This is a genomic window from Kitasatospora sp. NPDC057936 (assembly GCF_042887525.1).
Classification (GTDB): Bacteria; Actinomycetota; Actinomycetes; order Streptomycetales; family Streptomycetaceae; genus Kitasatospora.
On record NZ_JBHVPD010000011.1, the window covers coordinates 1 to 23,247 of the forward strand.

A 23,247-nucleotide genomic window follows, 5' to 3' on the forward strand; every position below is an offset into this window, starting at 1 on the left:
ATGTTTTCCGCTCCGTTTTCCGGAGTTTCATTCATCGGATTTGCTTTCCGCTTTCGTTGCCCCGGTCTCCCGCGGCGACTCCGGAACTGTACGGGCCCGGGGGCGCCACATGCAAATCGCCCCCGCCCGGGGTCCGGGAGGGGGCGATCGGCGAACGGCCGGTGAACGGCCGGCGAGGCGTCGAGCCGGGGTCAGCGGACCTCGGTGATCTCCGGGCCGCGCGAGAACGGGTCGATGGACGCGCCGCCGAAGCGGCTCTCGCCCTCGGCGGCGGCAGCGGCTGCCCCGCCGCCGTCGGCCACCATCTGCGCGTCCTCGGGGAGCTTCAGGACGATCGGGTCGCGGGGCGCCATCGGGCTCTCGCCGCGCACGACGACCGTCTGCCGGAAGACCTGCTCCAGGATCCCGGCCATCTCCGGCTGCACCGCCGCCTGACCGGAGATCACGCCGCGCAGGAACCAGCGCGGCCCGTCACAGCCGACGAAGCGCACCAGCTGCACGCCCTGGGTGCCGTCCGGCAGCTGCACGGGGACCTGGGCACGGAGGTGCCAGCCCAGCGGGCCCTCCTCCTCCTCGATGAGGCCGCCCTGCGAGGTGATGCCGTTGGCGATCTCCTCCCGGACCTCCCCCCAGATGCCCTCCGACTTCGGGGCCGCGAAGGCCTGGAGCTGGACGGCGCTGTTGCCGAGGACGAGGGTCGCGGCGACGATCGCGTCACCGGCCACCTCGACACGGAGCTCCATGCCCTCGACGCCCGGGACCAGCAGGCCCCCGAGGTCGACGCGGCCCTCCTCCGGGTTCTCCAGCTCGGAGTGGTCCCACGGACCGTCCGGCCGCGGGGCCGGCGGCAGGCCGACCCTGTCGGCCGGGTCCAGCTCGGTCACGTTCTCGCTCTCGGCGGAACCTTCGACGTCATCGGCCGTCTCGTCGGCGCTGATGGCGTCGTCGGCGAGCTGCTCGACAGCGTCCTCGCTCTTCTGGCGACGACGGAACACGGTCACTGTCCTTCCCGGTCCAAGACCGATGCGAATACCTGCTCGGCTTCCTGCGAGGCCGCGGGCATGCTAGACCGCGGCGTGGCCACCGGTCGACCCGAACCCGCCCTCGGCGCGTGCCGACCCAGGCAGCTCGGCCACCTCGTGGAAGCGGGCCTTCTCGACCTGCTGGATGACCAGCTGGGCGATCCGGTCCCCTCGGCGGAAGCTGACCCCCTCGCGCGGGTCCAGATTGACGACGATCACCTTGATCTCTCCACGGTACCCGGCATCGACCGTCCCCGGGGCGTTCACGAGCGCAACTCCGCATCGGGCTGCCAGCCCGGAGCGGGGGTGGACGAAGGCCGCGTAGCCGTCCGGGAGGGCGATGGCGACACCGGTCGGCAGGACCGCCCGCTCGCCGGGCGCCAGCTCGGCGTCGACGGTGGTGCGCAGGTCGGCGCCCGCGTCGCCGGGCTGCGCGTACGCGGGCAGCGGCAGCTCGGGGTCGATGCGCCGGATCAGGACGTCCAGCGGCTGGTTGGTGGTGCTCAAGGGTTCACCTCAAAGGCTCGTGCGCGCTTCATCAGGTCGGGGTCGTCGAGGACCTTCCCGATGTCCTCGGGACGACCGTGCGTGGTGAAGTGTTCCAGCTTCACCTGGATGAAGAGCGCCTGCGCCCGCACCGCGACCGGCCCGTCCGGGCCGCCGATCCGCGCCTCGGCGGCGCCGTAGATCTTGCGGCCGTGCACGCCGGTGACCCAGGCGCGCAGGTGCAGCACCGAATCGACCGGGACGGGGCACAGGAAGTCGGTCTCCAGCCGGCCCGTGACGGCGGGGACGTGCAGCAGCCAGTTGAGCGTGCCGAGGGTCTCGTCCATGGCCGTGGTGAGCACGCCGCCGTGGGCGAGGCCGGGACCGCCCTGGTGGACGTCCCGGACGGTGAACTCGGCGGTGACGTCGAGCCCGACGCCTGCGACGGCGTCGATCCGCAGGCCACCGGGGTGCTGCGGGCCGCAGCCGAAGCAGTGCTCGTAGTGCGAGCCGAGCCGGGTGCCGGGGGCGGGCGCCTCGGGGGCCCGCGGGGGCAGCACGGCGTCCGGCGGCGGGGTGGTCGGGGTCGGCGGTGTCGCGGGCGCCGACCGGTCGGCGGGGGGCGTGGGGGCAGTCGTACCGGTCACGCTGCCCCACCCTACCGACGCCCTACCGGGCGGTAGCGGGGGCGGCGGACGGCCGCCGGACGGCGGGACGGACGCGGCGACGGCCGGGGGTGCCGTCCGGGCCCGGCCGTGAGGGCGCCCACAATGGGGGGCATGTACGACGAACGCCTCACCGTGCCCCGCTCCTGGTGGCTGCTCCCGGTCGCGACCGGGCTCGCGCTCGCGTTGATCCTGCTGCGGGTCAGCGGGCTGGGCGCACTGATCGGGCTGGTCGTCGGGATCGCCGTCGGCGCGGTCGCGATCAGCAGTTACGGCTCGGCCCGGATCCGCGTGGTGCAGGGCTCCCTGGTGGCCGGCCCGGCCCGGATCCCGGTGGACGCCCTGGGCGCCGCGCACGCCCTGAGCCCGGCCGAGGCGGTGGCCTGGCGCGGACCGAAGGCGGACCCGCGGGCCTTCATGCTGCTGCGCAGCTACGTCCCGACGGCGCTGCGGGTCGAGGTGACGGACCCGACCGACCCGACGCCGTACCTCTATCTGTCCACGCGCTCGCCGATGAAGCTGGCGGAGGCGCTGGAGGAGGCCCGCCGGAGCGCGCGGGCGTAGCGCAGGGCGCGCGCCACCGGCGCACGCCGGAAGACGAAGAGGGACGGTTCCGCGGCTGCGGGACCGTCCCTACGACTTTTGTCCTGCCCGGACCTGCCGTCCGGCTCCGCTGCCCGGAGCCGGAAGGGGCTGGGTGCCGGCCCCGCGCGGACCGCGGGTGCCGGGCCGTGTCCGCCGCGCTGCTCAGGCGCCGCAGTCCCGGCAGATCGGGTTGCCGTTCTTCTCGCTGTAGAGCTGGCTGCGGTGGTGCACGAGGAAGCAGCTCATGCAGGTGAACTCGTCGGCCTGCTTGGGCAGGACGCGAACGGCGAGTTCCTCGTTCGAGAGGTCGGCGCCGGGGAGCTCCATGCCCTCGGCCGCATCGAACTCGTCGACGTCGACAGAGCTTCCGCCCTTGTCGTTCCGCCGAGCCTTGAGCTCCTCGATGCTGTCCTCGTTGACGTCGTCGTCGGTCTTGCGTGGGGTGTCGTAGTCCGTTGCCATTTTTCGCTCTCCCCCTCCGGGTTGTGCGGTGTGTGCGGTATCTCCAGCGCACGTAACGCATGGGGGGTCGGTCTTGTGCCCGACCCGAGGCGGAGATTTTGCCTTACTTCAAGCCCTGTTACTCAATCGACACTCAGCCCGGGGTCCGTTGGGGTGATCCACCGGGGCGCGGGAGGCCTCACGCTGGGCCATCTCCGGCCCCCTCCGGAGCCCGTCAGGCGGCGACTCAGAGTGAGCGCGGACCGTACGGGCACCCGCAGAATCCCTTGCCCAGCAGGGGCGCCCGTCAACCCCGCACACGCGTCCGGGCCGGAAATCCGGTCACGGACGGCGATCGGGGCCCGAATCGCCATGATCACTCTCCGAGTTCGGCCGACGTCGCGGAGCGACACGGTGTGAGCTTGGTCACGTTCAGAATCTTCCGGGGCAAATCACGGAAAATCCACCCACTCCGAACCTCCCGGCGGCCCCCGGGAGCACCCGCGCGAACGTGCGCCGCCCCGGAGGGCGGCGCACCGGCGGACGTCGGCCCGCAGGGGCGTGCTAGGAGGCGCGGCGCGCGGCCCGGCGGGCGAGCAGGGCGGCCTGCCGCTCCTCGAACTTGCGGGCCTGCTCGTCCAGCCCGTCGAGGAAGACGCCGAGCTCGTCCTGGGCCATCAGGCCTTCCGCGCCGAGGCCGTCGATCTCCATCACCCGCAGGTGGCGGAGCACCGGCTGCAGCACGTCGTCGTGGTGGATGCGCAGGTTGTAGACCCCGCCGATGGCGATCTGCGCGGCGGCGCGCTCGAAGCCCGGGATGCCGTGGCCGGGCATCCGGAAGTCCGTCACGACGTCGGCGATGGCCCGCATGGCCTGGTCCGGGGCGATCTCCAGGGCGGCCTTGAGGAGGTTCCGGTAGAAGACCATGTGCAGGTTCTCGTCGTTGGCGATCTTCGCCAGCAGCTGGTCGCACAGCGGGTCGCCGGCGTGCTTGCCGGTGTTGCGGTGCGAGATGCGGGTCGCGAGCTCCTGGAAGGCCACGTAGGCCACCGAGTGGAGCATGCTGTGCGCGTTGTCGGACTCGAAGCCCTCGGACATGTGGGACATCCGGGCCCGCTCCAGCTCCACCGGGTCGACGGCCCGGGTGGCGAGCAGGAAGTCGCGAATGGCTATCCCGTGCCGGCCCTCCTCGGCGGTCCAGCGGTGCACCCAGGTGCCCCAGGCGCCCTCGCGGCCGAACATCGTCGCGATCTCGTGGTGGTAGCTCGGGAGGTTGTCCTCGGTGAGCAGGTTGACCACGAGGGAGACCCGGCCGAGCGCCGTCACCTGGGACTGCTCCAGCGACCAGGCCTCGCCGCCGAGCACGCCGTCGAAGTCGCGGCCCTGGCTCCACGGCACGAACTCGTGCGGCATCCACTCCTTGGCCACCGCGAGGTGGCGGTTGAGCTCCTTCTCGACGACCTCTTCGAGGGCCAGGATCAGCCGGGCGTCGGTCCAGGCGCTCGATCCGAGCGAGGTGCTGCGCTGCACAGGGGCGATGGTCACGGGGGTTGCTCCTGGGGGACGGCACGCGCGGGACGGGCGCGTTGGGCGGGCACGTCGGGGGACGCGCGGAGGGGCACACTTACGGTTGCGTAGGTTACGACACCGTAAGTTGCCCGGACCGGAAAAGACAAGCCGCCCCCGCCTGGCCTTATGTCGTCTTGACGGGCCTGGCGGGGGCGGCCTCGAACGGTCGCTTACGGAGGGCGGTGGCGCGGGCGGCGCGACGGGCGGCGCAACCGGCCCCGCAGCGGCCCGCGGGCGCGGTCAGGGGCCCGGGATGCGCACCCGCATCGTGAGGCCGCCACCGGGGCGCGGAGTGGCCTCGATGGCGCCGCCGTGGGCGCGGACCACCGAGCGCACGATGGACAGGCCGAGCCCGACCCCCTTGTCGCTGCGGGTGCGGTCGGCGCCCTTGACCCGGCGGAACGGTTCGAAGATGTGCTCCAGCTCGTACTGCGGCACCACCGGGCCGGTGTTCGAGACGACCAGCTCGCCGCCGCCCGGCACCTCGGCCGTGGTCAGCTCGACCCAGCCGCCGGCGGTGTTGTAGCGCACCGCGTTCTGCAGCAGGTTCAGCGCGATCCGCTCCAGCAGGACGCCGTTGCCCGAGGCCACGGCCGGATCGAGCGTCGAGCGCAGCTCGACCTCGCGCTTGTCGGCCTCCGAGCGGGTCTGCTCCAGCGCCCGGGAGGCCACCTCGGACAGGTCGACCGGGCGGCGCTCGGTGAGCTCGTTGTCGCTGCGGGCGAGCAGCAGCAGGCCCTCGACCAGCTGCTCGCTGCGCTCGTTGGTGGCCAGCAGGGTCTTGCCGAGCTGTTGGAGGTCGGGCGAGGCGGCCGGGTCGGAGAGCTGCACCTCCAGCAGGGTCCGGTTGATCGCCAGCGGCGTGCGCAGCTCGTGCGAGGCGTTGGCGACGAAGCGGCGCTGGGAGTCGAACGAGCGGTCGAGCCGGTCGAGCATGCCGTCGAACGTGTCGGCGAGCTCCTTGAGCTCGTCGTCCGGCCCGTCCAGCTCGATCCGCCGGTGCAGGTCGGAGGAGGCGACGTCACGGGCGGTGCGGGTGATCCGGCCGAGCGGGCGCAGCACCCGGCCGGCCATCGCGTAGCCGGCCGCGAAGGCGATCACGGCGAGGCAGACGAGGACGGTGAGGGACTTGCGCAGCAGCGTGTTGAGCGCCTGGTTGGACTGGACGGTCTGGTAGTTGGCCAGCCACCGGTCCAGCGTCGCCTGGTTGGTGATGGTGATGCCGTCCGGCGTGGTGACGCTGATGTTGCCGGTCGGGCTGCTGAGCACGAGGTGCGGCAGCGAGGCGTCCTGGAGGGCCTGGCGGACGAAGTAGTACATCACCAGCAGCAGGACGATGCCCGCCATCAGGAACATCCCGCCGTAGAGCAGGGTGAGCCGCATCCGGATGGTCGGGCGGAACGGCAGCCAGGCGAGCATGCCGTCGCCGGGGACGTAGTTCTCGTGCGTCGACTGGTGCAGCCGGGGCGCGCGCGGGGGGTGTGCGGGCTTGGGCGGTACGACGCGCGGGCCGCCGGCGGGCGCGCCGGAGGGCCCGCCGGCCGGGGGCGGGGTGGTCATGATGGGTCCTCTCGGGGCGTCCGCCGGGGCGGGCGCTGGTCGGTGGGGGGGATCCGCCGGGGATCCGGGGCGGGCTCCGCTCAGATGCGGTAGCCGGAGCCGGGCACGGTGACGATGACCGGCGGGTCGCCGAGCTTGCGGCGCAGCGTCATGACGGTGACGCGCACGACGTTGGTGAACGGGTCGGTGTGCTCGTCCCAGGCCTTCTCCAGGAGCTGTTCGGCGGAGACGACGGCGCCGCCGGCGCGCATCAGGACCTCCAGGACGGCGAACTCCTTGGGGGCGAGCTGCACGGTGCGTCCGTCGCGGATGACCTCGCGGCGGCCGGGGTCGAGCGAGATGCCGGCGCGCTCCAGGACGGGCGGCAGCGGGACGGTCGCGCGGCGGCCCAGCGCCCTTACCCGGGCCACGAGTTCGCTGAAGGCGAACGGCTTCGGAAGGTAGTCGTCGGCGCCGATCTCCAGACCCTCGACCCGGTCGCTGATGTCGCCGGAGGCGGTCAGCATGATGACCCTGGTGGCCAGGCCCTGTTCGACCACCTTGCGGCAGACGTCGTCGCCGTGGACGAGCGGCAGGTCCCGGTCGAGCACCACGACGTCGTAGTCGTTGACCGCGATGCGCTGGAGCGCGGCCTCCCCGTCGTACACCACGTCGACGGCCATCGCCTCGCGGCGCAGGCCGGTTGCGACGGCCTCGGCGAGCAGCTGCTCGTCCTCGACGACGAGAACCCGCACGGTCGTTGTCCCTTCTCCAGGCCGGCCCCGGAAGCGGACGCACGGCTCCGAACGTGTCTCCATCCTGCCTGGTCCTTCGGTAAAGCAGCGATAAGCTGCCCCTCGGGCAGGGTTCGCCCGGCTCCCCGCCGGTCACGGTTCGCATCCGGAGCAGTCCGATTGGACTGTGACACGGGCAACTTTCTCGGCCGGGCAGGTTTCCCGGCCGCCGGGGCGGGGAGGACAGCTGCACACCCGCGATCTGGCCCTTGGCCGGTCGCACCCACCCGCCGTGCGTTCATCCGCGCCGGCCCTGGGGCATGGGACGTCACCGGGAGCGGCCGAGGCCGTCTCCGCGCCCGACCGGAGCAGCAGACCCGCCGGCCCGGGCGCTTCCGTCGACCGGACCACCTCAGGGCGGAGAACGCACGACCGTGCACGTCCGACACAGTAAGGGGGCCCGTATGGACGCCTTCAAGGCCGGAATCCTGCAGCGCATAGCCAACGCCGAGCAGGACCTGCACCGCGCGATCGAGGCCGGGGACGAGTTCCTCGCCGAGGTGGAGCAGTCCGAGCTGGACGACCTCCGCCGACTCGCCGCCGAGCACGGCGTGGACACCGTGCTCGAGCGCCACCGCACCGCCGCGTGACGCTTCGCAGCACCTGACCCGACGCCGGTCCTCCGGCACCAGCGGCCCTGCGGGGGCCGTGCGAAACCCCAGGCCCTGGCATCCCCCGTATGCCAGGGCTCTTCGTTTGCCCGGCCCGGGAGGAACCCGCGCCTGCGGGGGCAAAGATTTGCCCCCGGGACATGACGTGTCCCAGGGGCGAACGTCCGGTGAAGCGCTCAATCCGCCCAGGCGCGCAGCGCGGCCAGGCGCTCCTGGAGCGGCTCGTACACGCCGGGTGCGGCGGCGACGGTGAGCCGGCCGTCCGGGCCGTGTCCGGGCCGTCCGCCGGTCAGGGCACCTGCCTCGGTGGCGATCAGGCAGCCCGCGGCGCGGTCCCAGGGGGCCAGGCCGCGCTCGTAGTAGCCGTCCAGGCGCCCGGCGGCGACGTCGCACAGGTCCACCGCGGCGGCGCCGCCCCGGCGGATGTCCCGCACCTCGGGCATCAGGGCCAGCAGCACCTCGGCCTGCCGGACCCGCACCGCCTCGACGTAGTTGAAGCCGGTGCCGATCAGCGCCTGCCCCCACGGCGGGGCCGGGCGGGCGGAGATCGGCGCGCCGTCGAGGCGGGCGCCGCGGCCGACGACGGCGTGGAACAGCTCGCCGCGGGCCGGTGCGTGGACGACGCCGACGACCGCCCGGCCGTCCACCTCGGCGGCCACGCTCACCGCCCACGAGGGCAGCCCGTACAGGTAGTTGACCGTGCCGTCGAGCGGGTCGACGACCCAGCGCACCCCGCTGGTGCCGGGCCGGTCGGCGCCCTCCTCGCCGAGGTAGCCGTCCTGCGGACGGCGCTCGGCGATCAGCTCCACGACGAGCTTCTCGGAGGCGAGGTCCATCTCGGTGACCACGTCGACCGGGCTGCTCTTGGTGCCGGCCACACCCAGGTCGGCGGGCCGGGCGTCGCGCAGCAGGGCGCCCGCCCGGCGGGCGGCGTCCAGGGCCACGTCGAGCAGGTCGTCGAGCAGCCGGGCGTCGGGCAGGGCGGGGCTGGACACGGGCATCTCCTCCGGTACGGGTCAGCGCTCGGCGGCGGCCGGGCGGGGGGCGCGCGGGTTGGGGCAGCAGGCCACCGCGCACACGTCGTGGCTGGGCCCGAGCGCCCCGAGAGCGCAGCGGGTGACGTCCTCGCCGCGCTCGGTGGCGGCCCGTTCCAGGACCAGCTCGCGCACGGCGGCGGTGAACCGGGGGTCGGCGCCGACGGTGGCCGCCCGGGCCACCGGCAGGCCGAGCTCGGCGGCCTTGGCGACGGCCTCGGTGTCGAGGTCGTACTTGACCTCCATGTGGTCGGAGACGAACCCGATCGGGACCATCACGACGGCCGGCGCGCCGTCGGCGTGCTGGGCCTCCAGGTGGTCGCAGATGTCCGGCTCCAGCCACGGGATGTGCGGGGCCCCGCTGCGGCTCTGGTAGACGAGCTCCCACGGCCGCCCGGCGACGCCGGTGCGCTCGGCGACGGCCTCGACGACCAGCCGCGCGACGTCCAGGTGCTGGGCGACGTACGCACCGCCGGACTCACCGCGGGCCGGGTCGTCCGGGGCGCCGGAGGTCTCGGCCATCGCGTCGGGGATGGAGTGGGTGGTGAACGCCAGCCGGGCGCCGTCCCGCACGCCGGCGGGCAGCCACTCCAGGGCGGCGACGGTGGCCTCGGCCATCGGGCCGACGAAGCCCGGGTGGTTGTAGAAGTGCCGGAGCTTGTCGACGCGCAGCTCGGGGCCGCCCTCGTCGGCGAGGACGGCGAGCGCATCGGCGAGGTTCTCGCGGTACTGGCGGCAGCCGGAGTAGCCGGCGTAGGCGCTGGTGGCGAGGACGGCGATCCGACGGTGACCGTCGGCGGCCATCTCGCGCAGGGTGTCGGTCAGGTAGGGCGCCCAGTTGCGGTTGCCCCAGTAGACCGGCAGGTCCAGGCCGTGGTCGGCGAAGTCCTTGCGCAGCGCGGCCAGCAGCTCGCGGTTCTGCCCGTTGATCGGACTGACCCCGCCGAACATGAAGTAGTGCTTGCCCACCTCCTTCAGCCGTTCCTTCGGGATTCCCCTGCCACGGGTGACGTTCTCCAGGAACGGCACGACGTCCTCGGGGGCCTCGGGGCCGCCGAAGGAGAGCAGCAGGAGGGCGTCGTAGGGAGCGGCGCCGGAGAGGGAGGGTTTGCGCGCGTCGGACATGGCACCGATCCTGCCATTGAGGGGCCGGGGCCCGTCGGCGGGGCGGCGCGGAGAGCCCGGAAAATACCGTTTGCCAACATACGTAAGCTGTGTTCAACCGCCTTGTTCCTTACCTCCCCGGAGCTTCCGCGTGCTGTCCAGCTACCGCCAGATATTCGCCGCCCCCGGCACGCTGGCCTTCTCCTCCGCCGGGTTCATCGCCCGCCTGCCGATCTCGATGACCGGCATCGGCATCGTGACCATGCTGTCCCAGCAGCGCGGCTCCTTCGGGGTGGCGGGCCTCGTCTCGGCGACCCTGGCGATCGCCGCCGCGGTGCTCGGACCGGCCGTCTCCTGGCTCGTCGACCGGCACGGCCAGCGCCGCGTCGCGCTGCCCGCCGCCGCGTTCACCATCGCCGCGGCGACCGGACTGCTGCTCTGCGCCCACTTCGACGCCCCGGACTGGACGCTCTTCTTCTTCGCCGTCGGCATGGGCGCCATGCCCAGCGCGGGCGCCATGGTCCGCGCCCGCTGGGCCCACCTCTACCGGGACAAGCCCGCCCGGCTGCACACCGCGTACTCCTTCGAGGCGGTGGTCGACGAGTTCTGCTTCATGGTGGGCCCGATCCTCGCCGTCAGCCTGGCCACCAACGTCTTCCCCGAGTCCGGCCTGCTCGCCGCCGGCCTCGCACTCACCGTCGGGATCGTCCTGTTCACCGCCCAGCGGCGCACCGAGCCGCCGGTCCACCCGGCCGCCGGGCGCAGCGGCCGCAGCGCGATCCTCAACCCCGGCCTGGTCGTGCTGGTGCTCACCTTCATCGCCACCGGGGCGATCTTCGGCTCGGTCGAGATCGTCACCGTCGCCTTCGCCCGGGCCCAGGACCACGAGGGCCTCGCCGGCACCGTCCTCGCCGTGTGGGCACTCGGCTCCGGCCTGGCCGGCATGGTCTACGGCGCGCTCAAGCCCACCAGCCCCCTGGCGAATCGTTTCGTCGTCGGCGTCGTGATGATGGCGCTCACCATGATCCCGGTGCTGCTCGTCGCCGAGGCGGTGCAGGGCCTCGGCGGGCTGCTCGCCACCGGCGCCGTCCTGCTGCTCGCCGGCGTCGCCATCTCCCCCACCCTGATCTCCGCGATGGCCCTGGTCGAACGGCTCGTCCCGGCCGCCCAGCTCACCGAGGGCATGGCCTGGACCACCACCGGGCTCGCACTCGGCGTCGCCCTCGGCTCCTCGGCCGGCGGCTGGGTGGTGGACGCCTCCGGCGCCGCCGCCGGCTACTGGGTGCCGCTGGTCGCCGGCGTGTTCGGCGTCCTGGTCGCCCTCGTCGGCCTGCGCACCCTGCGGGCCGGCCTGCCCGCGGCCGAGCCCGGGGCGCCCGCCGTCGAACCCGTAGACCTCGGACGGTGAACTGACTAATCTCCTCCCTACTCGCGGGCCTACCCGCGGGTAGGGGCCCGCGCGGCCCCGTGCACAGGCCCCACCGGCGGCCCCCACCGCCCGGACCCCGCCGACCCCGTCGGCCACGGAGCAGGAGTCAGCACATGCCCCAGGCCAGTACCGCGACCGCCGTCCGCTGGACCAACTGGGCCGGCAACCAGAGCGCCCGGCCCGCCCGGGCCGCCGCGCCCGGCACCGCGGAGGAACTGGCCAGGGAGATCCGGCGCGCCGCCGAACAGGGCCGCACCGTCAAGGCCGTCGGCTCCGGCCACTCCTTCACCGCGATCGCCTCCGCCGGCGACGGCGTCCAGATCCGCCCGCACGCGCTCACCGCCGTCCGCGGGATCGACCGCGAGGCCGGCACCGTCACCGTCGAGTCCGGCCTCCCGCTGCACCGGCTCAACCGGCTCCTCGCCGCCGAGGGCCTCTCGCTCACCAACATGGGCGACATCGAGGTCCAGACCGTCGCCGGCGCCACCAGCACCGGCACCCACGGCACCGGCCGCGACTCCGGCTCGCTCGCCGCGCAGATCCGCGCCCTGGAGATCGTCCTCGCCGACGGCACGGTCCACCGCTGCTCGCCCACCGAGAACCCGCGGCTCTTCCAGGGCGCCCGGCTCGGCCTCGGCGCGCTCGGCGTGATCACCGCGCTCACCTTCGGCGTCGAGCCGTCCTTCCTGCTCACCGCCCACGAGCAGCCGATGCGCTTCGACGAGGTCCTCGACCGCCTCGACGACCTCACCGCCGTCAACGAGCACTTCGAGTTCTACTGGTTCCCGCACACCGACCGCTGCAGCACCAAGCGCAACAACCGCAGCCAGGGCCCGGCCGCCCCGCTGCCCCGGTTCAAGGGCTGGCTGGAGGACGACTTCCTCTCCAACACCGTGTGGGAGGGCGCCTGCCGGGTCGGCCGCCGCTTCCCCGGCAGCATCCCCGCCATCGCCTCGCTGGCCAGCCGCGCGTGGTCCGACCGCAGTTACACCGACACCTCGCACAAGGTGTTCACCAGCCCGCGCAAGGTCCGCTTCGTCGAGATGGAGTACGCCGTGCCGCGCGCCGCCGTCGCCGACGTGCTGCGCGAGCTGAAGGCGCTCATCGAACGGTCCGACTGGCGGATCAGCTTCCCGGTGGAGGTCCGCTTCGCCCCCGCCGACGACCTCTGGCTCTCCACCGCCTCCGGCCGCGACAGCGCCTACATCGCCGTCCACCTCTACCGGGGCACCCGCGACCAGGGCTACTTCACCGGCGTCGAACAGCTGATGGCCGCCCACGAGGGCCGCCCCCACTGGGGCAAGCTGCACACCCGCGACGCCGAGTACCTCGCCGGGGTCTACCCGCACTTCGGCGACTTCACCGCCCTGCGCGACGAGGTCGACCCCGGCCGCCTGTTCGCCAACCCGTACCTGCGCCGGGTCCTCGGCGACTAGGACACGCCCTGGCCCGCCGGGGTTCCGGCGGCGGGCGCCGGGGCCTCCGACGCCGGGGCCTGGCTCGGCGCGGGCGGCTGCGGAGTCGTCCCGCCGGTCGGCTTCCCGCCACCGCCCGCCGACGGGGACGCGCCGGAGGTGGGCGTCCCGCTCGGGCTCGGGTCCGGGGTCGGCGTCGGTGTCGGGGACGGCGACCCGCCCGAGGTCGGCGACCCGCTCGGGCTGCCGCTCGGCTCCGGCCGCGGCCTCGACGTCGCCGGCTCCGACGCACCGCCCGACGGCGTCGCGCCCGGCCCGTGCCCGCCACCGGACGGCCGGCCCGTCGGATCGCCGGCCGGCGGCTTCGGATCCGTGCCCACGCTGCCGCCGAACGACGTGCCGTTGCCCGTCTGCCCGGTCACCGTCGCCGACACCGGCTGCCCGGTGACCATCTCGAACGCCACGATCGGCGTCATCGCCAGCACGAACACCAGCCCCGACACCGCCGCGTACGTCCGCCACGTCCACCGCCGGCGCGCCCGGACCACCTGCGGCTCGTTCCACTCCGACGAGATCACCGGCACCCGCGGCTCCACCGGAGCCACGTCGTCCGCCGGCACCTGGCGCAGCCCGTTCACCGTCTGGTTCGGCCCGCGGTCCACCGCCTCGCGCAGTTGCTCGCCGGTGCGCCTGAAGAGGTGCTGGAACAGCGCACCGCCCGTGGTGGCCCCGACGCTCACCACCGCCGCGCCCATGATCGTGCCGTAGACGCCGAGTTCGGACGCCAACAAGGCCCCCGCCACCGCGGCCAGCGCGCTCGCCACGACCTGAGCCACACTCAGATCGATCCGCCTGCGCTCGTCCTTCCCGCCCTCCTCGACGGGCTCCCGCTCCGGCATCGACATCCCTCGGTCCGTACGACTGTTCTTCGAACAAGTCACTCCATCTTGCCCAAAGAAGGACACAAGGGACGAAAATCCGGTTCTTCCCTCCGCGATTGTGTGAAGATGATCACCGTCCATCCGGCAGCGGTCCGCCGCCCGGGGCGCGCGCTCTTGAGATTCCCGTGAATCGCGGGAGACTTGAGCGGCGAGCCGCCCCTCCGGATGCCACGAATGGAGTACTGTTCGTAAAGCCTGAGCCTTGGGTCGACTTGTCGACTGCCAGTACCACGGCAACTTGACGAAGAGCCACGACACAGGCACGCACGGCGACGCCGGTCCCGGATCGTCGCGAACACTCCGCGTGCGAGGACGGCCGGGACACCCAGGCGCGACGTCGACGGATGACGTGGCAAAAAGGCAACCGTGCCACAGCGGTGTGGACGGGCGTGAGCCCGACACGCCGGGGAACTCAGCAAGGTTGTGGCCAGTCGCGAGTGGGCAGGCCACACTCAGTACGGGAGCAGCGACGCAGGTGACGTCGGCAGGCACCACCCGGGAGGTAACCGTGCCCGAACTGCGGGTTGTGGCCGTCAGCAACGACGGCACACGGCTGGTGCTCAAGGCTGCCGACAGCACGGAGTACACCCTCCCCATCGACGAGCGGCTGCGCGCCGCCATCCGCGGCGACCGCCCGCGCCTCGGCCAGATCGAGATCGAGGTCGAGAGCCACCTCCGCCCCCGCGACATCCAGGCGCGGATACGAGCCGGTGCCTCCGCCGAGGAGGTCGCCCAGGCCGCCGGCATCTCCGTCGACCGGGTCCGCCGCTTCGAGGGACCCGTCCTCGCCGAACGCGCCTTCATGGCCGAGCGCGCCCGCAAGACCGCCATCCGCCGCAACGGCGAGTCCCCCGGCCCCCAGCTCGGCGAGGCCGTCGCCGAACGGCTCGCGCTGCGCGGCGCCGAGAAGGAGACCGAGCGCTGGGACTCCTGGCGGCGCGACGACGGCACGTGGGAGGTCATCCTCTCCTACCGCTCCGACGGCGAGGGCCGCAGCGCCTCCTGGACGTACGACCCGCCCCGGCGCCTCGTCACGCCCAACGACGACGAGGCCCGCGCGCTGATCGGCGAGACCGTCGAGCGCGAGGAGGACTCGGTCTTCCCGTTCATCCCGCGGATCGCCCGGCTCCCCCAGGACCGGCCGCCCCGCCCGATGATCGACCGCCCCTCCGCCGACCGCATCATGTCCGCCCGCGAGGCGCGCGAGGCCGCGGCCGAGGGCCGGGACTCGCTCACCAGCCTGCTCGACGTCGTCCCCGCCTTCCGCGGCGACCTCGCCGTCGGACCCGCCCCGGTCGAACCGGTACCCGCCGAGGTCGCCGAGGAGACCGAGGAACCGGCCGCCGCCGCGGCACCCGCCGTCGGCGCCGGCTCCGCGTACGCCGACATCCTGATGCCGCGCGCCGTCGCCCCGCACCGCGAGCGCCTGGTCGGCACCACCGACCGGCAGGCCGAGGCGGACGGCGTCCGGCCCGGCCGCCGGGCCACCGTGCCCAGCTGGGACGAGATCGTCTTCGGCAGCCGGCGCAAGAAGCAGGAATAACCGTCCGCGCGAGAAGGGGCGGGAGGCTTCGGCCTCCCGCCCCTTCCGTGCACCCGCGGGCGCGGGGTGCTCAGCCCGGCTGCTCCGTGACCGCCACCGGACGGCTCGCGTCGCTCGACCACTCGCTCCACGACCCCGGGTACAGCGTGGCCGGCACGCCCGCCACCTCCAGTGCCAGGACCTGGTGCGCCGCCGTCACCCCCGACCCGCAGTACACGGCCGTCTCCCGCTCCCCCGCGCCCAGCGCGCGGAACCGCTCGGCCAGCTCCGCGGCCGGCCGGAACCGCCCGTCCGCACCGACGTTCTCGGTGGTCGGCGCCGACACCGCGCCCGGGACGTGCCCCGCGCGCGGGTCGACCGGCTCCGTCTCGCCCCGGTAGCGCTCTCCCGACCGGGCGTCCAGCAGCAGGCCGCTGCGCGCCCACGCCGCCGCGCCATTCCCGTCGATCGTCGGCATCTTGCCCGGGACGGGCTTGAAGTCGCCCTCCTCCTCCGCCGGCACCTCGGCCGTCACCGGAAGCCCGGCCGCCGACCACGCCGCGTAACCGCCGTCCAGCACCCGCACGTCGCGGTGCCCGGCCCAGCGCAGCAGCCACCAGGCGCGGGCCGCCGACAGCGAGGGCCCGCCGTCGTACACCACGACCGGACGGTCGGCGCAGACACCGAAGCGGCGCATCGCGGCGCCGAACTCCTCCAGGTCCGGCAGGGGGTGGCGGCCCCCCTGGCCGGGAGCGCCGGGCGCGGCCGCGAGGTCCCGGTCCAGGTCGACGAAGTGCGCGCCCGGCAGGTGCCCGGCCCGGTACTCCTCCGCGGCCGTCGGGCCGCCCGCGGCCGCACCGACCAGCTGGTAGCGCACGTCCAGCAGCACCGGCGGACGCGACGAGGCGAGCGCCTCCCGCAGCCCGGCCGCGGAGATCAGCGGGGAACCGTCGTTGTAGGTGGTCATGCGGGCCATTGTCGCGCAGCGCGGCCGAACCGCCGCTCTTTGTGCGGTCTTTGCCGGAATTTCCGCGCGGCCGAAGGGTTGGTCGCGCGCCGGAGTGGAAGCATCACCCTCGCGTGCGCGAATTCCGTGCGCCAACCGCCCGTGAGGAGGCCCGCATTGCCCGCGGTGAAACTCCGGCTCGCCCAGGGCACGCCCTGCTGGGTCAGCCTGCTGACCGACGACCTGGCCGGCGCCCGAGCGTTCTACGGCGACCTGCTCGGCTGGAGCTACTCCCCGGGGCCGGCCCAACTCGGCGACTACGTCCGGGCCGAGCTCGACGGTGAACCGGTCGCCGGCCTCGGTGTCTCCAGCGCCACCGGCTTCCCGGTGCAGTGGACCACCTACTTCGCCGTGGACAGCGCCGACTCCGCCGCCCAGCTCGTGCGCGAGTGCGGCGGCACCGTCGCCGTCGGGCCCCTCCAGGCCGAACGCGCCGGACGGATGGCCATCGCCGCCGACGTCTCCGGCGCCGTCTTCGGCCTGTGGCAGGGCGAGGAGCACGTCGGCCGCGAGGCCGGACCCGAACCCGGCGGCCCCGCGTGGGCCGAACTGCTCACCACCGACGCCGAGGGCTCCGCCGCGTTCTACGCCACCGTCCTCGGCCGCACCCTCCGGCCCGGCGCCGACGAATCCGCGCTGCTCGTGCAGGGCCGGCCGGTCGCCGGCATCCGGCACGGCGCCGAACTGCGCGGCCACCCGCCCCGCTGGCGGATCCACTTCGCCGTCCGCGACGCCGCGCTCACCGCCCGGCGCGCCACCGAACTCGGCGGCCGGGTCCTGGTCGAGCCGCACGACACCGCGCGCGGCCGGGCCGCCCGGCTGGCCGACCCGCAGGGCGGGCACTTCTCCGTCCTGGAACCCCGCTAGGAACGACGGCCCGGGACCGGCCTCACGACTGGGACTGCTCGAAGGGGAGCACGTCCGGGGAGAGCACCGAGGCACGGGCGGTCGCCGCGGTCAGGCGACGGCGGTGGTGCCGGCGGCACAGCACCTCGTAGCCCACCTCGTCCTCCTTCACCGAAATGTCGCCGATCACGACCTGCGCGCCCTCGACGACCATCACGCCGCCGACCGTCCGCGCGTTGTGGGTGGCCCGCGCGCCGCACCAGCACAGCGCCTCCACCTGCAGCACCTCGACCCGGTCGGCCAGCTCGATCAGCCGCTGCGAGCCCGGGAAGAGCCGGGTGCGGAAGTCCGTCGTGATCCCGAACGTGTAGACGTCGATGTCGAGTTCGTCCACCACCCGGGCCAGCTGGTCGACCTGCCCGGCCGCGAAGAACTGGGCCTCGTCGCAGATCAGGTAGTCCACCCGGCCGCCGGCCGACAGCCGCTGCACCACGTGCGCGTGGAAGTCGAAGTCGTCGGTCACCTCGACCGCCTCGGCGCGCAGGCCGAGCCGGCTGGAGATGGTCGCCGCGCCGGCCCGGTCGTGGCGGGTCAGGATGACCCCCTGCCGGCCGCGGGCGGTGTGGTTGTGGTCCATCTGCAGCGCCAGCGTCGACTTGCCGCAGTCCATCGTGCCCGAGAAGAACACCAGTTCAGCCATGGGTGGAGCAAAGGCCTTTCACATCAGGGGAGTTCGGGCACCGAGGAAGCGGTGGCAGCGGCGCTGCGGACGACATCGGCGGCACGGCTCAGGCGCGCACTTCGAGCAGCGGCACGAACTGCTCGACCGGGGTCATCGAGCCGTGCAGTCCGATCATCGCCGACTCGCCGGGCTCGTTGCGGGAGGCGATGATCGCGACGTCGTCCCGGGCCGCGGCGACCACGTCGCCGATCCGCGCGTACACGCGCTCGTCCACGACCGGGCCGAACCAGCCCGCCGCGATCGCCTCGTCCCTGGTCGCCACCCACATCCGGTCGCCGAGCACCTCGCTCCAGACCGTGTACACGTCCGCCGCGGCCCCCGGCACCGCGTACACGTGCCGGGCCCGGCCCTCGCCCCCCAGCAGGGCCACGCCCGCGCCGAGCTCCCAGTCCTCGTCGAAGTCGATCCGGTCCTCCGGCGCGATGTCGATCATGCCGTGGTCGGCCGTGACGTACATCGCCGAGCGCGGCGGCAGCCGCTCGGCCAGCCGGCGGGCCAGCCGGTCCACCGCGTCCAGGGTCATCCGCCACTCGTCCGAGTCCACGCCGAAGCGGTGGCCCGCGCCGTCCAGCTCACTGACGTACGTGTACACCAGCGCCCGGTCGTGCTCGGCCAGCCAGGCCGCGGCCCGGTCCATCCGCTCCTCGCCGGTGGTCCGGCCCATGAACGTGCCGCCGGACAGCGCCACCCTGGTCAGCGGGGTCTGCGCGAACAGCGGGGACGACACCTGCGCCGTCGCCACCCCGGCCGCGTGCGTCCGCTCGAAGACCGTCGGGTAGGGCTGCCAGGCCGCCGGGTCGGTCGGCGGCTGCCAGCGCAGCTGGTTCATCAGGTACCCGGCACCGGGGACCGCCACCGTGTAACCAGCCAGACCGTGCTGCCCCGGCGGGGTGCCGGTGCCCACCGACGCCAGCGAGGTCGCCGTCGTCGACGGGAACCCGGCCGTCAGCGGACGGCCCGAGCCGCCCATCGAACTGCCCGCCAGCGAGGACAGGAACGGCGCGTACTCGGGGTGGCGCAGCAGCAGCTCCCAGCCGAGGCCGTCGACCAGGAACACCACCACGCGGTCGGCCGGGGCGATCGGCAGCGTCGCCGAGAAGCCCTCGACACCCAGCCCCGCCGCGACCGAGGGCAGCAGGTCGCAGAGCGAACCGCTGCCGTAGGCGGGAGCGGGGGCGGTGGCGGGATCGAGGATCTCGAAGGCGTCGTAGCCGTCGGAAGGTGCGAAAGACATGGATCCGGTTTCGTGGCGGTCGGCGGCGCGGTGGGCGGCAGTCGTCCTGAGCGGGCAGTCGTTCCAGGCGGGCGGTCGTTCTACGCGGGCGGTCGTTCTACGCGAGCAGTCGTCCTGCGTGAGCAGTCGTCCTGCGCGGGCGGTCGTTCTACGCGGGCGGTCGGGCGGGGGCGGGGCTCAGGCCCGCGGGCCGTTGCTGACCGTCGCGTCCGACAGCGCCCGGGCGAACACCAGCGCCTGCGCGACCGTCTCCGGACCGTCGCCGGCCTCGCTCACCCGCAGTGACAGGTCGTCAGCCGTCGCCGAACCCGTGTAGCCGTGGTCCGCCTCGCAGTTCGGGTCCGAGCAGCCCGCCGGCTCCAGGTCCAGCCGCTGCACCGCGCCCCAGCCGATCGTCAGCACGACCTCGCGCGGCAACGTGCCCGGCGTGTACGTCTCCGGGTTCGCCACCATCCGGCTCACCACGACCGAACCGATCCGGTCCAGCCGGACGCTCTCCGTCGACGTCGTCGCCAGCGGCACCGACGGGCCGGCGGCGTCCCCGGTCTGCTCGTCGGTGTGGCTCACCACGAACCGGGTCGGGGTCAGCACCAGCACGGTGACGTGCCGGCGCACCTCGTTGGCGTCGAACGTCGTCTCCTGGTGCACCAGGTACGAGCTGATCGGCTCCGGGCCAACCGCGGACTCCACCGCTTCGGACACCAGGGCCGGGTAGTAGCCACTGCGCTCGATCGCCGAGCGCAGGTCCTGAGTGGTGGTGGTACCGGTCTTCGCCATAACTCCATCCTGGCATGGTCCGCCGACGAAGCGGGCGGCGCGGCGCCGAGCTTCGGACAACAGCGCCCACGGGCAGGCGCAACCAAGGAAGGTTACAGGCTGCTCATGGCGCGCGGGCCCAGATCACTGCGGACGGGCAGGGGCGCGATGCGCACCCGCGCCCCCAGGATCGCCAGCCCGTGCGGGGCCACGACCACCGGTTCGAGATCCACCGACGCGACCTCCGGCAGATCGTCCACCAGCCGCGACACCCGCAGCAGCAGCTCCTCCAGCGCGCCCGTGTCCACCGCCTCCGCACCCCGCCAGCCGAACAGCAGCGGAGCCGCCCGCACCTCCCGGATCAGCCCGGCGACATCCTGATCGGTGGCCGGAACCAGCCGGTGCGCGACATCGCCCAGCAGTTCGGCCGGCGCCCCCGCCAGACCGAAGGACAGGATCGCGCCCACCGCCGGGTCGACCGTGGCGCCGATCACGGTGTCCACCCCGCGCGGCGCCAGCCGCTGCACCACCAGCTCGGCCTGCGCCGCCCCGCCGAGCAGGGCGTCCAGCTCGCGGTGGGCCCGGCGCAGGCCCGGCTCGCCGGTCAGGTCCAGGCGGACGCTGCCCAGGTCGGGGCGGTGGCGCAGGTGCGGGGCGGTCGCCTTCAGCGCCACCGGGTAACCCAGCGCCGACGCCGCCCGCACCGCCGTCCCCTCGTCCGGGGCGGGCAGGGTCGGCGAGACGTCGATGCCGTAGTGGGCCAGCAGCGCGCGGGTCTCCGCGTCGGGCAGCGTGATCCGGGCGCCGCCCGGCTGGGTACGGGCCGCAATCGCCGCGCGGGTGTTCAGCGCCGCGTCCACCAGCACGCGGGCCCCCGGCTCGTCGATCCGGTCCAGCTCCGGCACCCGGGCCGTCTCCTCCGCCTCCGCCATCCGGCGCCGCCACTGCCCGTAGTGCACGGCGTGGGCGAGGGCCCGCACCGCACGCTCCGGCGCCGCGAACGCCGGGATGCCGCCCGGACGCAGCCGCAGCGGCAGATCGGTCAGCGCCAGGTGCGCCAGCACCAGCGGCTTGCCCAACTCCCGCGCCCGCTCACCGGCTTCGAGCAGCGCCGTGGCGATCTCCGGATCGTCCGAACCCATCTCCGGATCCTCCGGACCGGCCAGCCGGCCGCCCATGAACGCGTGCGCGGACGTGCCGATCGGCGGGATCGCGACGGCGATCACGGCGTCCACGGCGGGATCGGACAGGGCGACGTCCAGCGCGATCCGGAAGTTCTCACCGGTCGCACCGGTGGTCAGGTCCACGGGCGTACGGGGGCGCAGGCCCGCGCTCAGGCAGGCGTCGTACGTCAGCAGGCCCAGCGAGTCCGAATTGCCGACCACGGCGACCCGGTCCCCCGGCGGCAGCGGCTGCTGGACCAGCAGCTCACCGGTGTCGTACAGCTCGGTGATCGTCTCCACCCGGGTGACCCCGGCCTGCTCGAACAGCGCGTCCACCGTCGCGTCGCGCAACCCCGTCGCCGTGGCCGGCACGGCGTGGCCCGGCGGCAGGCTCCCGGTGTGGCGCGCACCCTTCACGACGACCACCGGCTTCGCCGCGGCCAGACGGCGGGCGATCCGGGTGAACTTGCGCGGATTGCCGAACGACTCCAGGTAGAGCAGCACCACCTCGGTCGCGTCGTCCTCCGCCCAGTACTGCAGGAAGTCGTTGCCGGAGACGTCGGACCGGTTGCCGACCGACGCGAACGACGAGACGCCGAGCCCCCGGCGGTGCGCGGCCTCCAGGAGCGCCACCCCGATCGCCCCGGACTGGCAGAAGATCCCGAAACCGCCGCGCCGCGGCAGGTGCGGCGCCAACGAGGCGTTCAACGGCTGCCCGGGATCCGTGCTGATCAGACCGAAGGCGTTCGGACCGACCACCCGCATCCCCGCCGCACGGGCCTGCCGCACCAGCGCCCGCTGGCGGTCACGGCCCTCCGGGCCCGTCTCCGCGTACCCCGCCGTCACCACGACCAGGCCCTGCACCCCGTGGGCGCCGCACTCGGCGACCGTCGCCGGCACCGCACTCTCGGGGACGGCGATCACGGCCAGGTCCACCGGCCCCGGGACGTCCCGGATCGAGCGGTACACCGGGACACCGTCCAGCTCCGTCCCGGCCGGAGCCTTGCGGTTCACCGCGTACACGGGACGCAAGGCCTCCCCGTCCCCGCGCTTGCTCTCGAACTCGGCGTCGAAACCGCCCAGCAGATCCCGCAGCAGCGCCCGCCCCACCGTCTGCGGATTGCGCGAAACCCCGATCACCGCCACCGAACGCGGCGTGAGCAGCCGCTGCACCGAACGCGCCTCCGCACGATGCTCCCGCGCCCGCATCACCGCCAGCGAGCGGTCCGTCTGCTCCAGGTCGAACTCCAGGTGCACCACACCGTCCGCGAAACTCCGGTGCTGCGTGTAGCCGGCGTCCGTGAAGACCTTCACCATCTTCCGGTTCTCCGGCAGCACCTCCGCCTGGAAACGACGGATCCCCCGCTCCTGCGCCACCGCCGCGATGTGCTCCAGCAGCGCCGACGCCACCCCGCGGCCCTGATGCGCGTCCTGCACCAGGAACGCCACCTCGGCATCCGTCCCGGAGTCCGACGGACGGCCCTCGGCATCGATCCGGTCGTACCGCACCGTCGCGATGAAACGGTCCCGGACCACCACGGCCAGCGCCACCCGGTTCACGAAGTCGTGGTGCGTGAACCGGCGGACGTCCTTCTCCGAGAGCTTCGGATAGGGCGCGAAGAAACGGAAGTACTTCGACTGGTCCGAGACCTGCTCGTAGAACTCCACCAGCCGCTCGGCATCGGCGGGAGTGATCGGCCGGATCCGGGCCGTGCCGCCGTCGCGCAGCAGGATGTCGGCCTCCCAGTGCTGCGGATAGTCCGGATGCCCTGGGTGCTGCGCCGCCGCGGAGTCGTCCACGATCGTCAGGTTATCCGGCGGCGGGCCGAATGGCGCCCGGCGTGCACGCGCGGCAGGGTGGACAGGGCCACTGGCCGGGCCTTATGCCAGGAAAATGCCCCGAAAAGAAACAATCACAACTCCCGAACGCGGCGGCTCGCCGGGGTCGACTGCGTGCAACACTGGTCTAGACAACATGGCCGCTTCCCCGAGCACGGCCGTGACCAGCTTCACCGGAAAGGCACGTCTCATGGCCGAGCGCCGCGTCACCATCGGTTGGGCCGAGGGCCTGCACGCCCGTCCCGCCTCCATCTTCGTCCGGGCCGTGACGGCCACCGGCGTGCCGATCACCATCGCCAAGCCCGGCGGCAACCCCGTCAACGCCGCCTCCATGCTCGGCCTGCTCGCCCTCGGCGCCCAGGGCGGCGAAGAGGTCATCCTCGCCACCGACGCCGAGAACGCCGACGAGGCCCTCGACCGCCTCGCCAAGCTCGTCGCCGAAGGCCTCGAAGAACTCCCCGCCGCCGCCTGAGCGGGCGTACGGACCAGCCCGAGAGGGGTGCA

Annotated in this window: 22 protein-coding genes; 8 read left to right on the plus strand and 14 right to left on the minus strand. The window is 73.6% G+C overall.

The window, feature by feature from the left end; translation table 11 throughout:
• Positions 1 to 191 precede the first annotated feature (191 nt).
• The 3 genes from ACFVU9_RS08540 to ACFVU9_RS08550 form a co-directional block, all read right to left on the minus strand.
• Positions 192 to 995 (minus strand): DUF3710 domain-containing protein, encoded by an 804-nt coding sequence (locus ACFVU9_RS08540; RefSeq protein ID WP_380439575.1) that lies wholly within the window; start codon positions 993 to 995, stop codon positions 192 to 194.
• Positions 996 to 1,064: 69 nt separating this feature from the next.
• Positions 1,065 to 1,529 (minus strand): dUTP diphosphatase, encoded by a 465-nt coding sequence (dut, locus tag ACFVU9_RS08545; protein ID WP_359964754.1) that lies wholly within the window; start codon positions 1,527 to 1,529, stop codon positions 1,065 to 1,067.
• Positions 1,526 to 2,155 (minus strand): PaaI family thioesterase, encoded by a 630-nt coding sequence (locus tag ACFVU9_RS08550; protein WP_387591296.1) that lies wholly within the window; start codon positions 2,153 to 2,155, stop codon positions 1,526 to 1,528. The genes dut and ACFVU9_RS08550 overlap by 4 nt, the downstream gene beginning before the upstream one ends.
• A 132-nt stretch (positions 2,156 to 2,287) precedes the next feature.
• Between ACFVU9_RS08550 and ACFVU9_RS08555 the strand changes: the two genes are divergently transcribed.
• The gene (locus ACFVU9_RS08555; RefSeq protein WP_359964755.1) at positions 2,288 to 2,737 is read left to right on the plus strand and encodes a DUF3093 domain-containing protein; all 450 of its coding nucleotides are present in this window, start codon (positions 2,288 to 2,290) and stop codon (positions 2,735 to 2,737) included.
• 183 nt (positions 2,738 to 2,920) lie between these two features.
• Here ACFVU9_RS08555 and ACFVU9_RS08560 read toward each other — a convergent pair whose 3' ends face one another.
• The 4 genes from ACFVU9_RS08560 to ACFVU9_RS08575 form a co-directional block, all read right to left on the minus strand.
• Positions 2,921 to 3,220 (minus strand): DUF4193 domain-containing protein, encoded by a 300-nt coding sequence (locus tag ACFVU9_RS08560; RefSeq protein WP_329924615.1) that lies wholly within the window; start codon positions 3,218 to 3,220, stop codon positions 2,921 to 2,923.
• A 543-nt stretch (positions 3,221 to 3,763) separates the two neighbouring features.
• Positions 3,764 to 4,744 carry an acyl-ACP desaturase gene (locus tag ACFVU9_RS08565; RefSeq protein ID WP_380497520.1) on the minus strand — a complete coding sequence of 327 codons (981 nt, stop codon included), beginning with the start codon at positions 4,742 to 4,744 and terminating at the stop codon, positions 3,764 to 3,766.
• A 264-nt stretch (positions 4,745 to 5,008) separates the two neighbouring features.
• On the minus strand, positions 5,009 to 6,328 hold the full coding sequence (locus ACFVU9_RS08570) for a sensor histidine kinase (RefSeq protein ID WP_380439569.1): 1,320 nt from the start codon (positions 6,326 to 6,328) through the stop codon (positions 5,009 to 5,011).
• 80 nt (positions 6,329 to 6,408) lie between these two features.
• Positions 6,409 to 7,062, minus strand: coding sequence for a response regulator transcription factor (locus ACFVU9_RS08575; RefSeq protein WP_097235981.1), 654 nt, complete (start codon positions 7,060 to 7,062; stop codon positions 6,409 to 6,411).
• A gap of 443 nt (positions 7,063 to 7,505) precedes the next feature.
• Between ACFVU9_RS08575 and ACFVU9_RS08580 the strand changes: the two genes are divergently transcribed.
• Entirely contained in the window at positions 7,506 to 7,691 is a 186-nt protein-coding gene (locus tag ACFVU9_RS08580) for a hypothetical protein (protein ID WP_030057688.1), read from the plus strand.
• A gap of 197 nt (positions 7,692 to 7,888) precedes the next feature.
• Here the strand turns inward: ACFVU9_RS08580 and ACFVU9_RS08585 are convergent, their stop codons facing one another.
• Together ACFVU9_RS08585 and ACFVU9_RS08590 are read right to left on the minus strand one after the other, a co-directional pair.
• On the minus strand, positions 7,889 to 8,713 hold the full coding sequence (locus ACFVU9_RS08585) for an inositol monophosphatase family protein (protein WP_380497519.1): 825 nt from the start codon (positions 8,711 to 8,713) through the stop codon (positions 7,889 to 7,891).
• 15 nt (positions 8,714 to 8,728) lie between these two features.
• A complete protein-coding gene (locus tag ACFVU9_RS08590; protein WP_387591303.1) occupies positions 8,729 to 9,871 on the minus strand; it encodes a ferrochelatase in 1,143 nt (380 codons plus the stop codon).
• A gap of 130 nt (positions 9,872 to 10,001) precedes the next feature.
• Here ACFVU9_RS08590 and ACFVU9_RS08595 point away from each other — a divergent pair, with 130 nt between their 5' ends.
• The 4 genes from ACFVU9_RS08595 (at position 10,002) to sepH (ending at position 15,178) form a co-directional block, all read left to right on the plus strand.
• Positions 10,002 to 11,258, plus strand: a complete 1,257-nt coding sequence (locus tag ACFVU9_RS08595) for an MFS transporter (protein ID WP_380439562.1) — start codon at positions 10,002 to 10,004, stop codon at positions 11,256 to 11,258.
• Between the two features lie 134 nt (positions 11,259 to 11,392).
• Positions 11,393 to 12,715, plus strand: coding sequence for a D-arabinono-1,4-lactone oxidase (locus ACFVU9_RS08600; RefSeq protein ID WP_380439560.1), 1,323 nt, complete (start codon positions 11,393 to 11,395; stop codon positions 12,713 to 12,715).
• Positions 12,716 to 12,853: 138 nt separating this feature from the next.
• Positions 12,854 to 13,462: a hypothetical protein gene (locus ACFVU9_RS08605; RefSeq protein WP_380439558.1), complete on the plus strand. Its 609-nt coding sequence runs from the start codon at positions 12,854 to 12,856 to the stop codon at positions 13,460 to 13,462.
• Positions 13,463 to 14,110: 648 nt separating this feature from the next.
• A complete protein-coding gene (sepH, locus tag ACFVU9_RS08610; RefSeq protein ID WP_380439556.1) occupies positions 14,111 to 15,178 on the plus strand; it encodes a septation protein SepH in 1,068 nt (355 codons plus the stop codon).
• Between the two features lie 70 nt (positions 15,179 to 15,248).
• Here sepH and ACFVU9_RS08615 read toward each other — a convergent pair whose 3' ends face one another.
• A complete protein-coding gene (locus ACFVU9_RS08615; RefSeq protein WP_380497516.1) occupies positions 15,249 to 16,124 on the minus strand; it encodes a sulfurtransferase in 876 nt (291 codons plus the stop codon).
• 165 nt (positions 16,125 to 16,289) lie between these two features.
• On the opposite strand from ACFVU9_RS08615, the gene ACFVU9_RS08620 reads away from it, so the two are divergent.
• Positions 16,290 to 17,030, plus strand: coding sequence for a VOC family protein (locus ACFVU9_RS08620; RefSeq protein WP_380497529.1), 741 nt, complete (start codon positions 16,290 to 16,292; stop codon positions 17,028 to 17,030).
• Between the two features lie 22 nt (positions 17,031 to 17,052).
• On the opposite strand, the gene ACFVU9_RS08625 is transcribed toward ACFVU9_RS08620, so the two are convergent.
• The 4 genes from ACFVU9_RS08625 to ACFVU9_RS08640 form a co-directional block, all read right to left on the minus strand.
• Positions 17,053 to 17,709, minus strand: coding sequence for a thymidine kinase (locus tag ACFVU9_RS08625; RefSeq protein ID WP_380439552.1), 657 nt, complete (start codon positions 17,707 to 17,709; stop codon positions 17,053 to 17,055).
• Between the two features lie 88 nt (positions 17,710 to 17,797).
• The gene (locus ACFVU9_RS08630) at positions 17,798 to 18,985 is read right to left on the minus strand and encodes an alkaline phosphatase family protein (protein ID WP_380439550.1); all 1,188 of its coding nucleotides are present in this window, start codon (positions 18,983 to 18,985) and stop codon (positions 17,798 to 17,800) included.
• 177 nt (positions 18,986 to 19,162) lie between these two features.
• Entirely contained in the window at positions 19,163 to 19,762 is a 600-nt protein-coding gene (locus ACFVU9_RS08635) for a DUF5998 family protein (RefSeq protein ID WP_380439548.1), read from the minus strand.
• A gap of 92 nt (positions 19,763 to 19,854) precedes the next feature.
• Positions 19,855 to 22,704 carry a GNAT family N-acetyltransferase gene (locus tag ACFVU9_RS08640; RefSeq protein ID WP_387591311.1) on the minus strand — a complete coding sequence of 950 codons (2,850 nt, stop codon included), beginning with the start codon at positions 22,702 to 22,704 and terminating at the stop codon, positions 19,855 to 19,857.
• A 229-nt stretch (positions 22,705 to 22,933) separates the two neighbouring features.
• Here ACFVU9_RS08640 and ACFVU9_RS08645 point away from each other — a divergent pair, with 229 nt between their 5' ends.
• Positions 22,934 to 23,215: an HPr family phosphocarrier protein gene (locus ACFVU9_RS08645; RefSeq protein WP_359964780.1), complete on the plus strand. Its 282-nt coding sequence runs from the start codon at positions 22,934 to 22,936 to the stop codon at positions 23,213 to 23,215.
• The last annotated feature ends 32 nt before the right edge of the window (positions 23,216 to 23,247 follow it).